This window comes from Agrococcus sp. AC640b (assembly GCF_979255995.1).
In genome coordinates this window covers 121,406-134,930 of sequence record NZ_CEEDMM010000004.1, presented here as the reverse complement: position 1 = coordinate 134,930, position 13,525 = coordinate 121,406, and the positions used below count along the sequence as shown (strand labels likewise).

At 72.3% G+C, this 13,525-nt stretch carries 13 protein-coding genes and 1 tRNA gene; 9 read left to right on the top strand and 5 right to left on the bottom strand.

From position 1 onward, the window contains the following. Nucleotides 1-359: 359 nt before the first annotated feature. The 3 genes from ACZ6H8_RS02980 to sigK form a co-directional block, all read right to left on the bottom strand. Nucleotides 360-737, bottom strand: a complete 378-nt coding sequence (locus ACZ6H8_RS02980; RefSeq protein ID WP_464144278.1) for a hypothetical protein — start codon at nt 735-737, stop codon at nt 360-362. Between the two features lie 289 nt (nt 738-1,026). Continuing rightward, entirely contained in the window at nt 1,027-1,839 is an 813-nt protein-coding gene (locus ACZ6H8_RS02975) for an anti-sigma factor (protein ID WP_464144276.1), read from the bottom strand. Then, nucleotides 1,839-2,438: an ECF RNA polymerase sigma factor SigK gene (sigK, locus tag ACZ6H8_RS02970; RefSeq protein ID WP_464144289.1), complete on the bottom strand. Its 600-nt coding sequence runs from the start codon at nt 2,436-2,438 to the stop codon at nt 1,839-1,841. Before sigK ends, ACZ6H8_RS02975 begins: the two co-directional genes overlap by 1 nt. 182 nt (nt 2,439-2,620) lie before the next feature. On the opposite strand from sigK, the gene ACZ6H8_RS02965 reads away from it, so the two are divergent. The 4 genes from ACZ6H8_RS02965 to ACZ6H8_RS02950 all read left to right on the top strand — a co-directional run bounded on the left by ACZ6H8_RS02965 (nt 2,621) and on the right by ACZ6H8_RS02950 (nt 5,502). Continuing rightward, nucleotides 2,621-2,695, top strand: a tRNA-Pro gene (locus tag ACZ6H8_RS02965). Nucleotides 2,696-2,732: 37 nt separating this feature from the next. Continuing rightward, the gene (gene tig / locus ACZ6H8_RS02960; RefSeq protein WP_464144273.1) at nt 2,733-4,085 is read left to right on the top strand and encodes a trigger factor; all 1,353 of its coding nucleotides are present in this window, start codon (nt 2,733-2,735) and stop codon (nt 4,083-4,085) included. A 125-nt stretch (nt 4,086-4,210) separates the two neighbouring features. Further along, complete coding sequence (locus ACZ6H8_RS02955; RefSeq protein ID WP_464144270.1) at nt 4,211-4,843, top strand: ATP-dependent Clp protease proteolytic subunit; 633 nt, start codon at nt 4,211-4,213, stop codon at nt 4,841-4,843. Continuing rightward, nucleotides 4,840-5,502 carry an ATP-dependent Clp protease proteolytic subunit gene (locus ACZ6H8_RS02950; protein WP_464144268.1) on the top strand — a complete coding sequence of 221 codons (663 nt, stop codon included), beginning with the start codon at nt 4,840-4,842 and terminating at the stop codon, nt 5,500-5,502. Before ACZ6H8_RS02955 ends, ACZ6H8_RS02950 begins: the two co-directional genes overlap by 4 nt. An 85-nt stretch (nt 5,503-5,587) precedes the next feature. Here the strand turns inward: ACZ6H8_RS02950 and ACZ6H8_RS02945 are convergent, their stop codons facing one another. Then, a complete protein-coding gene (locus ACZ6H8_RS02945; protein WP_464144265.1) occupies nt 5,588-6,298 on the bottom strand; it encodes a copper resistance CopC family protein in 711 nt (236 codons plus the stop codon). Further along, nucleotides 6,295-6,960, bottom strand: a complete 666-nt coding sequence (locus ACZ6H8_RS02940) for a GntR family transcriptional regulator (RefSeq protein WP_464144264.1) — start codon at nt 6,958-6,960, stop codon at nt 6,295-6,297. The genes ACZ6H8_RS02945 and ACZ6H8_RS02940 overlap by 4 nt, the downstream gene beginning before the upstream one ends. 78 nt (nt 6,961-7,038) lie before the next feature. Between ACZ6H8_RS02940 and ACZ6H8_RS02935 the strand changes: the two genes are divergently transcribed. The 5 genes from ACZ6H8_RS02935 to ACZ6H8_RS02915 all read left to right on the top strand — a co-directional run bounded on the left by ACZ6H8_RS02935 (nt 7,039) and on the right by ACZ6H8_RS02915 (nt 13,515). After that, nucleotides 7,039-7,794, top strand: a complete 756-nt coding sequence (locus ACZ6H8_RS02935; protein WP_464144261.1) for a LamB/YcsF family protein — start codon at nt 7,039-7,041, stop codon at nt 7,792-7,794. 38 nt (nt 7,795-7,832) lie between these two features. Continuing rightward, nucleotides 7,833-9,452 carry a 5-oxoprolinase subunit B/C family protein gene (locus tag ACZ6H8_RS02930; protein ID WP_464144259.1) on the top strand — a complete coding sequence of 540 codons (1,620 nt, stop codon included), beginning with the start codon at nt 7,833-7,835 and terminating at the stop codon, nt 9,450-9,452. 2 nt (nt 9,453-9,454) lie between these two features. Beyond that, nucleotides 9,455-11,263 (top strand): acetyl/propionyl/methylcrotonyl-CoA carboxylase subunit alpha, encoded by a 1,809-nt coding sequence (locus tag ACZ6H8_RS02925; RefSeq protein WP_464144287.1) that lies wholly within the window; start codon nt 9,455-9,457, stop codon nt 11,261-11,263. A gap of 96 nt (nt 11,264-11,359) precedes the next feature. Continuing rightward, nucleotides 11,360-12,637 carry an ATP-dependent Clp protease ATP-binding subunit ClpX gene (clpX, locus tag ACZ6H8_RS02920; protein ID WP_464144257.1) on the top strand — a complete coding sequence of 426 codons (1,278 nt, stop codon included), beginning with the start codon at nt 11,360-11,362 and terminating at the stop codon, nt 12,635-12,637. A 68-nt stretch (nt 12,638-12,705) separates the two neighbouring features. Next, nucleotides 12,706-13,515 carry an ABC transporter ATP-binding protein gene (locus tag ACZ6H8_RS02915; protein WP_464144254.1) on the top strand — a complete coding sequence of 270 codons (810 nt, stop codon included), beginning with the start codon at nt 12,706-12,708 and terminating at the stop codon, nt 13,513-13,515. Nucleotides 13,516-13,525 lie beyond the last annotated feature (10 nt).

The window sequence follows — 13,525 nt, the reverse complement described above, 5'->3', positions numbered from 1 at the left end:
CCATCGCACCCGGCACCACCCGCCGCTGGCACATCACCCCCACCCACCGACCACGACCACGCACCCGACCACCACTGCGCACATGAACACGAGAACGCGCGCATCGGGCCTGCGCGGCCTCGGCAGGGCAGCCTGCTTCAGCGGTACCGGATGACCGCCTCGCGAATCGCTTCGGCGTGCATGTCGATGCCGTCGAGCTCGTCGATCGGGTGCCTCGTCTCGCCGCATGCATCGGCCTGCGCGTCGGGGCCCGCGAATGCTCGTCTACGAGGGAAGCGTCAGCCCCGAATGGTCCGCTGGCTGGCAATTGCGCCAAGACGACGCCGTCGTTTGGTGGATGACTGCGATCTGGACAATGCTCAGCACGGCACTGGCGACATCGGAATCCAGGTTCCCGCGCTGATGTAGTAGGTCCCGGCCCACGACACGCTGCGGTCGACCGTCATCGACGATCCTCTCGCGACGCACTCGTACAGGCCAGGGGCTTCGCTCGACGTCATCAGCACGTTGAACGAGTACCCGTTCACGATCTGGACCATCTGCACGTTGCCCTGCGCTCCGCCAGGGTAGGTGTTCAGGCAGATCATCTGCGTCGGATCGGACGTCTCCGTCCTGCACCCTGCCGCTTCGGCGGTGGAAGCAGCGGTAGGGCTGGCGAGCGTGATGCCCACACCGGCCAGGATGGCAGCGGCACCGACCGCGGCAACACGCGTGAATTTCGAGCTTCGCATTCTCATCTCCCATTCTGCGGTGTCGAGAATCTAGCAATCATCGAACGGGAGTGGGCGGGATTCAGTCAACTCTATTCAGTGTGGACTTGCCTTCCAGGAGGAATTCGGCTTTCTCGTTGGAATCATCGAATTCCGAGGCGGCGACGACGGAGTCTCGAGTCGCCGGGCGTCGCGGCCGGCGACCGAGACGACTTGCCGAGCCTCGTGCTGCGCTCGAACGGCGTCGCCGGGCATGACGACGCCCCCGGTCGGCGAGGACCGGGGGCGCCGAATCTGCGGGGTGCGGCGACCTGGCTCAGGTCGACATCACCATGAGCGGCTGCGTCGTCGGCTGGTCCGACCCGCCAGCAGGCTCGATCGTGACCGCGACGCCATCGCCCTCGAGCATGTCGCCATCGAGCAGGTGCACGACGCTGCCGTCGCCGCCCTCGAAGATGCCGGCCGCGATCGGCACGCCATCGCGCATGAACCATGCCTCGTAGACCTGCTCGTCGTCGAGTGCCGCGAGGCCCTGGAACACGAGCGCCACGTCGCCGAGATCCGCGGAGGCCAGCAGCGTCGCACGCGTGCCATCAGGCAGCGTCTCGGTCTGCGTGCTCACGTCGGACGCGTGCACGAGCGCCGTCACCGGGTCGGGGGCGCGAAGAGCCTGGCCGATGCCCACGCCGCCCACGAGCAGCGCCACGGCAGCGGCTGCAGCCCCCAGCAGCGACGCCGGACGCTGGAACCAGCGGCGCCGCGCCGCGAGCTCGCGAGGTCCCGTCACGGTGGAGCCGCCGCCGACGAGGGCGGGCTCGCGGTCGTCGGCATCCGCCGCGTCGCGAGTCTCGTCGTCGACCGTGGGGGCGGCGACGAACGGCGTGACCACGGCATCGGGTGCCGTCTGGACGGCGGCATCCTGCTCGGTCTCCTCGATGAGCGCGAAGATCCTCGCGCGCAGCTCGGCAGGTGGGTCGACGGCGAGGACGCCGCCGAGCGCCGCCGCGGTCTCCTGCATGTCCGCGAGCTCGGCGAGGGTGGCCGCGTCGGCGCCCTCGTCGAACCGTCGCCGTTCCTCAGGTCCGAGCGCGTCAAGCGCTCGACCTGCGATGTCATCGCGATGGGTCATCACGACACCCCCAATGCTGCACGAAGACGGATCATGCCGTCTCGCAGTCTGGTCTTGACCGTCCCGAGCGGCGTCTGCAGCCGCTCGGCGATCTCGGATTGCGTGAGCCCGCCGTAGTAGGCGAGCACGATCGCCTCGCGATGCGCCTCCGTGAGCGTCTCGAGCGCAGCACGCACGCGCTCGCCCTCGAGCCGGACATCCGCGGACTCGCTCACGACGTCGAACGGAGCGACCGAGTCGCGGATGCCGATGCGCTCGTCACGGTCGCGCTGCGACTGCGACGACCGCACGCGGTCCACCGCCTTCGAATGCGCCAGCGCGAGCGCCCAGCCCACTGCGGATCCACGGGAGGCGTCGTAGGTCGACGACTTGCGCCACATGTCCACGAACACCTCCTGGGTCACCTCCTCGGCCTGCGATCGATCGACGAGCACGCGCAGCACGAGTCCGAAGACTCGCGCCGACAGCGCGTCGTAGACGATCGCGAACGCAGCGCGGTCGCCGCCAGCGACACGCACCAGCGCATCGTCGACGTCGCTCGTGCGCCGATGCGGCGTCACGGAGCTCGAATCCGGCACAGGTGTCACATCCACCAGCATCGCACGCGGGCTGCGCGAATCCCGCTTGCGCCGGTCCATCGCGATCATCGTCACGACAAGGGTTCGGAGCCCCCAGCAGCGCGGATTGCCCGGCGATCGCACCGATTCGCGACCCCTGGCCGCCGACGGGACGCCGTGGGATAGACTCGATCGGTGCGCCTCCTGCCAGGACCAGGCGCCCACGGGGCGTAGCTCAGCCTGGCTAGAGCACCCGCTTTGGGAGCGGGAGGCCGCGGGTTCGAATCCCGCCGCCCCGACCCAGACCATCCGGAACCGAATCCAGGAGACGACCACGTGAAGACCACGGTCGAGCAGCTCGAGCCCACGCGCGCGAAGCTCACCATCGCGGTGACCCCCGACGAGCTGCGTCCCGCCATCGACGCCGCCTACAAGGAGATCGCGGAGCAGATCCAGATCCCCGGCTTCCGCAAGGGCAAGGTGCCCGCGGCCATCATCGACCAGCGCATCGGGCGCGACCAGGTGCTCAGCCAGGCCGTCTCGGAGTCGATCGACGAGCACTACCGCGCCGGCGTCGCCGAGTCGGGCATCAAGCCCCTCGGCCGCCCGAGCGCCGACATCGCCACGTGGCCGGAGGCGAAGGACTACTCCGGCGACCTCGTCCTCGAGATCGAGGTCGACGTGCGTCCCGAGTTCGAGATGCCCGCCCTCGAGGGCCGCGTCGTCGAGATCCCCGCCGTCGCCGTCGGCGACGACGGCATCGAGGCCGAGCTCACGCAGCTGCGAGGCCGCTTCGGCACGCTCGTCACCGTCGATCGCCCCGCCGCGAAGGGCGACTTCGTCACCCTCGACCTCGTCGCGACCATCGACGGCGCCGAGGTCGACCGCGCAGCGGGCGTCTCGTACGAGGTCGGCTCCGGCGAGCTGCTCGACGGCATCGACGACGCGATCGAGACGCTCACCGCAGGCGAGGACACGACGTTCACGTCGACCCTCGTCGGCGGCGAGCACGCAGGCTCCGACGCCGAGGTGCAGGTGTCCGTCAACGCCGTCAAGGAGCGCGAGCTGCCCGACGCCGACGACGACTTCGCGCAGATGGCGAGCCAGTTCGACACGATCGCCGAGCTGCGCGACGACCTCTCGGCCACCGTCGCACGCCGCGAGACGCTCGGCCAGGCGCAGGCAGCCCGCGAGGCGCTCCAGCAGGCGCTCGTCGCCGACGCCGACATCCCCGTGCCGGCGCAGGCCGTCGAGGACGAGGTGCACCGCCACCTCGAGGGCGAGAACCGCCTCGAGGACGACGTGCACCGCGCGGAGGTCAAGGAGGAGACCGAGAAGCAGATCCGCTCCGGCATCCTCTTCGACCGCATCGCAGAGGAGCAGGACCTCCAGGTCTCGCAGACCGAGCTGTCGCAGTACGTCATGCAGATGGCGGCGCAGTACCAGATGCCGCCGCAGGAGCTCGTCGAGATCCTGCAGCAGAACGGCCAGCTGCCGACGATCCTCGCCGACCTGCTGCGCGGCAAGGCGCTCACGTGGGCGCTGGGCCAGGTCGAGGTCAAGGACTCGAACGGCGAGACGATCGACCTCTCCGAGTTCACGCAGACCGAGCCCGACGCGACCGAGAGCGACGTCGAGGCCGCCATCCGCCAGGCCGAGGCGCGCATCGCCGCCGACGACCAGGAGTGACCGATCCGAAGGGGCCGGACCGCGTGCGGTCCGGCCCCTTCGTCACCCCCGCACGCCTGCGGCGAACAGGGCCGGGAGCGTGCGTTGCAAGACCCTAGGGTTGACAACGACCGAAGGAGCATGACGTGGCTGAAACCGGCTTCCCGCCCACTGTCTTCGACCGCCTGCTGCGCGATCGCATCATCTGGCTCGGCGAGGATGTGCGCGACGACAACGCGAACGAGATCTGCGCGAAGATCCTGCTGCTGGCAGCGGAGGACCCGAACAAGGACATCTTCCTCTACATCAACTCGCCGGGCGGCTCGGTCACGGCGGGCATGGCGATCTACGACACGATGCAGTTCGTGCCCAACGACATCGTCACCGTCGGCATCGGCATGGCCGCCTCGATGGGGCAGCTGCTGCTGACCTCCGGCACGATCGGCAAGCGCTACATCACGCCCAACGCGCGCGTGCTGCTGCACCAGCCGCACGGCGGATTCGGCGGCACGTCGTCCGACATCCAGACGCAGGCGCAGCTGATCCTCGACATGAAGCGCCGCCTCGCCGAGATCACCGCCGAGCGCACCGGCAAGACCGTCGAGCAGGTCAACGCCGACGGCGATCGCGACCGGTGGTTCACGGCGCAGGAGGCCCTCGAGTACGGTTTCGTCGACCACCTGCGCGAGTCGGCGACCGAGGTCGCTGGCGGCGGTGGCACCGACCCCGAGGCCATCGATCCCGACGCATCGGGCACCGACCAGGAGGAGAACCGATGAACCCGACGTTCGAGGCCGGCGGGCAGTCGCTCGCCCTGCCGCAGTCGCGCTACATCCTGCCCTCGTTCGAGGAGCGCACGGCGTACGGCTTCAAGCGTCAGGACCCGTACGCGAAGCTGTTCGAGGACCGCATCATCTTCCTCGGCGTCCAGGTCGACGACGCATCCGCAGACGACATCATGGCGCAGCTGCTCGTGCTCGAGTCGCAGGACCCCGACCGCGACATCGTGATGTACATCAACTCGCCTGGCGGCTCGTTCACGGCCATGACGGCGATCTACGACACGATGCAGTACATCCGTCCGCAGGTGCAGACGGTGTGCCTCGGTCAGGCCGCCTCCGCTGCCGCCGTGCTGCTCGCAGCCGGCGAGCCCGGCAAGCGTCTCGCCCTGCCGAACGCCCGCATCCTCATCCACCAGCCCGCGACGGGCGAGGCGGCACGGGGTCAGGCGTCGGACATCGAGATCCAGGCCCGTGAGGTGCTGCGGATGCGCGGATGGCTCGAGCAGACGCTCGCGAACCACTCGAAGAAGGACCTCGAGCAGGTCTCGAAGGACATCGAGCGCGACACGTTCCTCTCGGCCGAGGAGTCCCTCGAGTACGGACTCATCGACCAGGTGCTCACGTCGCGCAAGACGCAGCCGGCCCTGCTGGGCTGACGCGTCGCGGCGCACGACGAAGGCCCCCGCCCGTGAGGGTGGGGGCCTTCGTCGCGTCCGGCTCGGCGGCGCGACGGGGGCGGCGTCAGCCGACGTTCGGCTCCTGCGGCTCGTCGGTGAGGCTGGCCTCGCGCCGCCTGGCCCGGCGCCACGTGATGACGAGCACGGTGACGACCGCGGCGAGCAGCGCGACGCCGATGCCGACGAACGCGATCGGCGGGATGCCGCCCTCGTCGTCCTCGGACTCGCTGCCGGTGGGCGGCGTCGACGGTGCGGTGCTCGACGACGGCGGATCGGTCGATGCCGGTCCGCTCGACGCCGGCTCGCTCGCCGACGGCTGCGTCGAGGGCTCCTCGGACTCGGAGCCGGACGGGCTCGGCGCTGCCTCGCCGCACACGGGAGCCTCTGGGAGACCCTCGACGGTGGTCGCGCTCGCATCGGGATCCCACGCGAACGTCACGACGCCCTCGATGGGGTGGCCATCGGCAGACACGAGGCCGTAGCGCAGCGTGTAGACGCCTGCCTCGCCGAGCTGCGCGGCAGTCGACAGGGTCGCGCCGTCGACGATCGAGCAGCCGTCTCCGTAGTACGCGCCGTCCTGGTCGGTGACGAGCACGACGTTCGACGACGAGCCCTCGACGTCGAGGATGTCCTCGTTCGCCGTGATCGTGAAGGCCTCGGGGAGGGTCGTGAGCGTCGCGCCGTCCTCCGGGTTCGTGCCGACGATCGACGCGTGGGCGGGCAGCGGCAGGAGGATCGCCGCGGCGGCGGCGGCGAGCGCGAGGGTCTGGATCACCCCTCCACGGTAGCCGTCGCCGTGCGGGCTGCGTGCGCGTCGAGCACGCGTCGCTCGGAGCGTGCGAGGTAGCGCTCGAGCAGCGCGGCGGCGCCAGCCGCATCGGTGGCGAACGCGTCGACGATCGCGGCGTTGGCAGCAAGGAAGGGGGCGTGGAGCGACTCGAGGTCGTCGACGGCTCCGAAGGCGAGGCGCAGCTCGCCGAGCACCGACTCGAGCAGCGCCGTCATCCGCGGGCTGTCGGCGAGGGCGACGATCGCACGGTGGAAGTCGAGGTCGGCGGAGCCCATGCCGCGCCAGTCGCGCGCGGCATGCGCAGCCTCGCCGGCGGCGACGGCCGCGCGCATCGCCGCGACGGCGCCGTGGCTCGCGTCGGCCTCGCGCATCGTCTGCAGCTCGACGGCACGACGCACGCGGTAGATCTCGCGGATCGACGCGGGCGTCGGCAGCGGCACGCGCGCGCCGCGGTTCGCCTCGTGCACGACGAGCCCCTCCTGCGCGAGGGCGCGGAACGCCTCGCGCAGCGTGTTGCGCGAGACGCCGAGCTCGGTGGCGAGGCGCGCCTCGATCAGGCGCGTGCCAGGCAGCAGGGTGCCGTCGACGATCGCGCTGCGCAGCGCGGCTGCCGCATCGCCCGCAGCGTGCCCTCGTCGAGACTCCACCCTCGGATCCTACGGATGCGACGGCCGATTGTTGAACGATCACGTACGATCGATCGCACGAGCGGACGGGAGCCCTCCATGCGCATCGACCTCAACAGCGACGTCGGCGAGTCCTTCGGCCAGTGGCGCCTCGGCGACGACGCCGCGATGCTCGACGTCGTCTCGAGCGCGAACGTCGCGTGCGGGTTCCACGCGGGCGATGCGCCCACCGCACGTCGCGTCGCGCGCATCGCGGCCGCGAACGGCGTCGCCGTCGGCGCGCACGTCGCGTACCGCGACCTGGCCGGGTTCGGCAGGCGCTTCGTCGATGCCGACCCGGGCGACCTCGCCGACGAGGTCCTCTACCAGGTCGGCGCGCTGCAGGCGATCGCGAGGGCGGAGGGCGCGACCGTGACGTACGTCAAGCCGCACGGTGCCCTCTACGCCGCGATCGTGCATCACGAGCCGCACGCGGTGGCGGTGCTCGACGGCCTGCAGGCCGCAGGCGACCTCGCGATCGTCGGGCTGCCCGGCTCGGTCGTGCTCGAGCTCGCCGAGGCGCGCGGCATCCGCGTCGTGCGCGAGGGCTTCGCCGACCGCGCCTACCTCGCGAACGGCACGCTCATGCCGCGCAGCCGGCCTGGCAGCGTGCTGCACGACGCGGGTGCCGTCGCAGCGCAGGCGCTGCGCATGGCCACGGCGGGCGAGGTCGTCGCCGACGACGGCAGCGTCGTCGCCCACGCCGTCGACTCGATCTGCGTGCACGGCGACACCGAGGGTGCCGTCGCGCTCGCACGCGCCGTGCGCGACGCGCTCGACGCCGCATCCATCGACGTCCGCGCCGTCGCCGACTGAGCACGGGGATCCGTCGTGTCCGCAGCCCTCACCTCCCGATGACGCGCACCGTGGCCGGCGTGCATCGGCTCGGCTCCCGCGCCGTGCTCGTGCGCGTGCCGCCGGGCTCGGTCGACGGCGTCCGCGCGCTGCTCGACGCCGAGCCGCTCGCCGGGCAGCGCGAGGTGGCGGCAGGTGGCGCGAGCGTGACCGTGCGGTTCGCGACGGCGACGCAGGCCACGGCGGCGCTCGCGCGGCTCGCAGCGGTGGAGGCGCCGGAGGCGGCCCCTGCGGCGGGTGCGCTCGTCACGATCGACGTCGTCTACGACGGCGACGACCTCGCCGACGTCGCTGCCGCGACGGATCGCTCGGTCGACGCCGTCGTGCAGCAGCACGTCGACGAGGCGTGGCGGGTCGCGTTCGTCGGCTTCGCCCCCGGATTCGCGTACCTGCGCGGCGACGGGCGCACGCCGGTGGTGCCGCGCCGCGCGAGCCCGCGCACGCACGTGCCCGCAGGCGCCGTGGCGCTCGCGGGCACCTTCGCGGCGGTCTACCCGCGCGCGTCGCCTGGCGGCTGGCAGCTCATCGGCCGCACCGACGCGCCGCTGTGGTCGCTCGAGCGCGACGAGCCCATGCTGCTGCCGACGGGCACGCGCGTGCGCTTCCGAGCCGTGCGCGAGCAGGCGCTCGCCGCCGAGGCCGCGCCCGAGCCGCTGCCGCGCGCCGACGGCGACGCATCGCTCGACGGCGCGGGAGACGGGCTCGTCGCGCTCGCCGTCGGTGCGCAGACGCTCGTCGAGGACCTCGGCAGGCCGGGCCTGGCGCATCTCGGCATCGCACGCTCCGGCGCTGCCGATCGTTCGGCGTTGCGCCAGGCGAACCGGCTCGTCGGCAACCCGCCCGGTGCCGCCGTGCTCGAGCACGTCGGCGGCGGCCTGCGGCTGCGGGCCGCGGGGGAGCACGTGCTCGCCGTCGCTGGCGCAGACGCCGACCTCGTCGTGCGCGCTGCACGCGGCGACCGGATGCAGCAGCGCGGCGTGCCGTTCGCGCTGCGCGACGGTGACGTGCTCGAGGTCGGCGCCGTGCGCGCGGGCCTGCGCGTCGTGGTCGGCGTGCGCGGCGGCGTCGCGGTGCCCCTCGTGCTCGGCAGCGGCTCCAGCGACGTGCTCTCCGGCCTCGGGCCGCCTCCGGTGCAGTCGGGCGACCTGCTGCCGGTCGGCGTCGCGCCGCGCGACGCCGTCGGCGTGCGCGAGCGCGTCGCGACGCCGAGCGTGGACGCCGTGCTCGACGTCGTGCCGGGGCCCGACGGCGACTGGTTCGACGTCGACGCCCTCGCGGGCCTGACGACGACCGCGTGGACCGTCTCGCCGCGGTCGAGTCGCGTCGGCGTGCGGCTCGACGGGCCACGGCTGCGTCGCCGCGACGGCGAGCTCGAGAGCCAGGCGCTCGCGCCCGGCGCCATCCAGGTGCCGCCGTCGGGTCTGCCGGTCGTGTTCCTCGCCGACCATCCCGCGACCGGCGGGTATCCCGTGATCGGCGTCGTCGCCGACCACGACCTCGACGTGCTCGCGCAGCTCGCCCCCGGCGCGTGCGTGCGGCTGCGGCTGCTCGGCGACGCCGAGGGCGCAGCCCGCGCGCCTGCCGCGCCGCCCTCCGTCCCATCCCAGGAGCAGCCATGACCATCGAGACCGTGCTCGTCGCCAATCGCGGCGAGATCGCGGTGCGCATCGTGCGCGCCTGCGCCGACGCCGGCATCCGCTCGGTCGCGGTCTACGCCGACCAGGACGCCGACGCGCTGCACGTGCGTCTCGCCGACGCCGCCGTGGCGCTCGAGGGCACCCGCGCCGCCGACACCTACCTCGACGCCGAGCTGCTCGTCGCGACCGCCGTGCGCGCGGGCGCCGACGCCGTGCACCCCGGCTACGGGTTCCTCTCCGAGGATGCCGGCTTCGCCCGCGCCGTGCTCGCCGCGGGCCTGACCTGGATCGGCCCGCGCCCCGAGACGATCGAGGAGCTCGGCGACAAGGTGCGCGCCCGCGCCGTCGCGCTGCGCGTGGGCGCACCGCTCGCTCCCGGCACCGACGGCCCCGTGGCCTCGGTCGAGGAGGTCGAGGCGTTCGTCGCCCAGCACGGCCTGCCCGTGGTCGTGAAGGCCGCGCACGGCGGTGGCGGCCGCGGCATGCGCGTCGTGCGCGAGCACGACGACATCGCCGAGGCGTTCGCGTCGGCCGTGCGGGAGGCGACGCAGGCGTTCGGTCGCGGCGAGTGCTTCGTCGAGCGGTTCCTCGATCGCCCGCGCCACGTCGAGGCGCAGCTGCTCGCCGACGAGCACGGCACCGTCGTCGTCGTCGGCACGCGCGACTGCTCGGTGCAGCGCAGGCACCAGAAGCTGCTGGAGGAGGCTCCGGCGCCGTTCCTGACGCGCGCGCAGCGCGAGCGCATCGTCGCGGCATCCGAGGCCATCGCACGCGAGACGGGCTACGTCGGCGCGGGCACCGTCGAGTTCCTCGTCGCCGCCGACGGCACGATCGCGTTCCTCGAGGTCAACGCCAGGCTCCAGGTCGAGCATCCCGTGACGGAGGAGACGACCGGCGTCGACCTCGTGCGCGAGCAGCTGCGCATCGCCGCGGGGGAGCGGCTCTCGATCGACGCGACGCCGCAGCCGCGCGGGCATGCGATCGAGCTGCGCATCAACGCCGAGGATGCGGGCAGGGGCTTCCTGCCGTCGTCGGGCACCGTGACGACCTTCCGTGCTCCCACGGGGCCCGGCGTGCGCGTCGACGCCGGCGTCGACGACGGCGCCGCCGTGCCGCCGCAGTTCGACTCGCTGCTCGCGAAGGTCGTCGTGTGGGGTCCGGACCGCCGCACGGCGCTCGTGCGCGCCGCGCGCGCGCTCGACGAGCTGCGCGTCGAGGGCGTCGCGACCGTCGTGCCGATGCATCGGGCGATCCTCGCGCACCCCGACCTGGCGCACGAGGCAGGCGACGAGGCGCCCTTCCGCGTGCACACGCGGTGGGTCGAGACCGAGCTGGCGCCCGTGGAGCCCGACGACGCCTACGACGACGCGGACCCGGGCGCCGTGCTGCGCCGGGTGCCCATCGAGGTCGACGGCGTGCGTCGCATCCTCGGGGTGCCCCTCGACCTGCTCGCCGGGCTCGCTGGCGGCTCCACGACGACGCCGCCGCACGAGCGCGGCGACGTGCTGGCGGTCGCCTCCGGCATCCGGTCGCCGCTCACGGGCTCGCTCGTGGCATGGGAGGTCGGGCACGGCGATCGGGTCGCGATCGGCGACCGGGTCGCGACGGTCGAGGCGATGAAGATGGAGACGGTCGTCGTCGCCGACGTCGCCGGCGTCGTCGGCGCCCTGCGCGTCGAGGCCGGCGCGGCGGTGGAGGCGGGCATGCTGCTGGCCGAGGTGGCCGAGGTGGCCGAGGTGGCCGAGGTGGCCGAGGTGGCCGAGGTGGCCGAGGAGGACGCCGGGGCCGACTGACGCCCACCTGCGATCTCGACGCCACGCGTCATGCTGCACGCCCGTGTCAGCGCTCGACGCTAGGCTCTGTGGCACCGACCGGGAAGGAGAGGTGCCATGGCACGACTCGGAGAGAGCGGCGATCTGCTCAAGTGCTCCTTCTGCGGCAAGAGCCAGAAGCAGGTCCAGCAGCTCATCGCGGGCCCGGCGGTGTACATCTGCGACGAATGCGTCGAGCTGTGCAACGAGATCATCGAGGAGCGCCTCGCCGAGGCGGGCGAGACCGCCCCGGAGAGCGACCTGCCGCTGCCGAAGCCGAAGGAGATCTTCGACTTCCTCGAGGAGTACGTCGTGGGCCAGCGGCCCGCGAAGCGCTCGCTGTCCGTCGCGGTCTACAACCACTACAAGCGCGTGCAGGCCATGCAGTCGCTCTCGAGCGCCGAGGTGGCGCGCGAGCAGATCGAGCTGCAGAAGTCGAACATCCTCATGGTCGGGCCCACGGGCTGCGGCAAGTCGTACCTCGCCTCGACCCTCGCGCGCAGGCTCGACGTGCCGTTCGCGGTCGCCGACGCCACGGCGCTCACCGAGGCCGGCTACGTCGGCGAAGACGTCGAGAACATCCTCCTCAAGCTCATCCAGGCGGCCGACTACGACGTCAAGCGGGCAGAGACCGGCATCATCTTCATCGACGAGATCGACAAGGTGGCCCGCAAGGCCGAGAACCCGTCGATCACCCGCGACGTCTCGGGCGAGGGCGTGCAGCAGGCGCTGCTCAAGATCCTCGAGGGCACCGTGGCGTCCGTGCCCCCGCAGGGCGGGCGCAAGCACCCGAACTCCGAGTTCATCCAGATCGACACGTCGAACGTGCTGTTCATCGTGGCGGGCGCCTTCGCAGGCCTCGAGGACATCATCGCGAGCCGCGCGGGCAAGCGGGGCATCGGATTCGGCGCCGAGATCTCGTCTGCGAAGGCCGACCTCGACATCTTCAGCGAGGTGCTGCCGGAGGATCTGCACAAGTTCGGTCTCATCCCCGAGTTCATCGGCCGCCTGCCCGTGATCGCCACCGTCTCCCCGCTCGACCGATCCGCGCTCGTCGAGATCCTCACCGAGCCGCGCAACGCGCTCGTGAAGCAGTACCAGCGCATGTTCGAGCTCGACGGCGTCCGCCTCGACTTCGAGCCCGCAGCGCTCGACGCCATCGCCGACCTCGCCGTCGCCCGCAAGACGGGCGCGCGCGGCCTGCGCGCGATCCTCGAGGACATCCTCGCGCCGGTCATGTTCGAGGTGCCCTCGCAGGAGGGCATCGCACGCGTCATCGTCACCGAGGAGTCGGTCTCGACGGGCGAGACGCCCGTCATGCTCACCGCCGACGACATCGAGCAGCTCTCCGCCTGACGTCCGCGACGCGCGCGACGGAGGGTGTCGTGTCACGCGGGGAGCAGGCTTAGGGTAGCCTCACCTACGTGACGGACTCCCAGCGCCTCTCCGCGACCGACCTGCGCCTCGCCTACGGGCGACGCGACGTGGTCCACGAGGCGTCGATCACGCTCGAGCCCGGTCGCGTCACCGTGCTCGTCGGCCCCAACGGCAGCGGCAAGTCGACGCTGCTGCGCGGGCTCACGAGCCTGCACCGTCCGTCCGACGGTGCGATCGTCTACGGCGACGGCATCATGGCCGCGGAGCTCAGCGAGAAGCAGCTCGCCCAGCGCGTGGCGATGCTCGCGCAGTCACGGCCCACCCCCTCCGGCGTCACCGTGCGCGAGATCGTCGAGTACGGCCGGTTCCCGCACCGTGGACGCCTGCGTCGTCGCGACCCCGAGGGTGCTGGGATCGTCGACCGAGCCCTCGAGGCCACCGGCGTCACCGACCTCGCGGATCGCCCCGTCGCCGAGCTCTCCGGTGGCCAGCGCCAGCGGGTCTGGCTCGCCTCGTGCCTCGCGCAGCACACCGGCATCGTGCTGCTCGACGAGCCGACGACGTACCTCGACCTGCGGTTCCAGATCGAGATCCTCGACATCGTGCGCGACCTCGCCGAGTCGGGCGTCGCCGTGGGCGTCGTGCTCCACGACCTCGACCAGGCCGCCGACGTCGCCGACGATGCCGTGCTGCTCGTCGACGGCCGCATCGTCGCCGCGGGAGCGCCGCGCGACGTGCTCACCGCCGAGCGGCTCAGCGAGGCGTACGGCGTCGCGATCGACGTGTCGACCGACGCCGACGGCCACCTCCACATCCGTCCCACGCGCCGCAAGCGGCGCATCCACGCCGCCGCCTGATCCGGGCGGC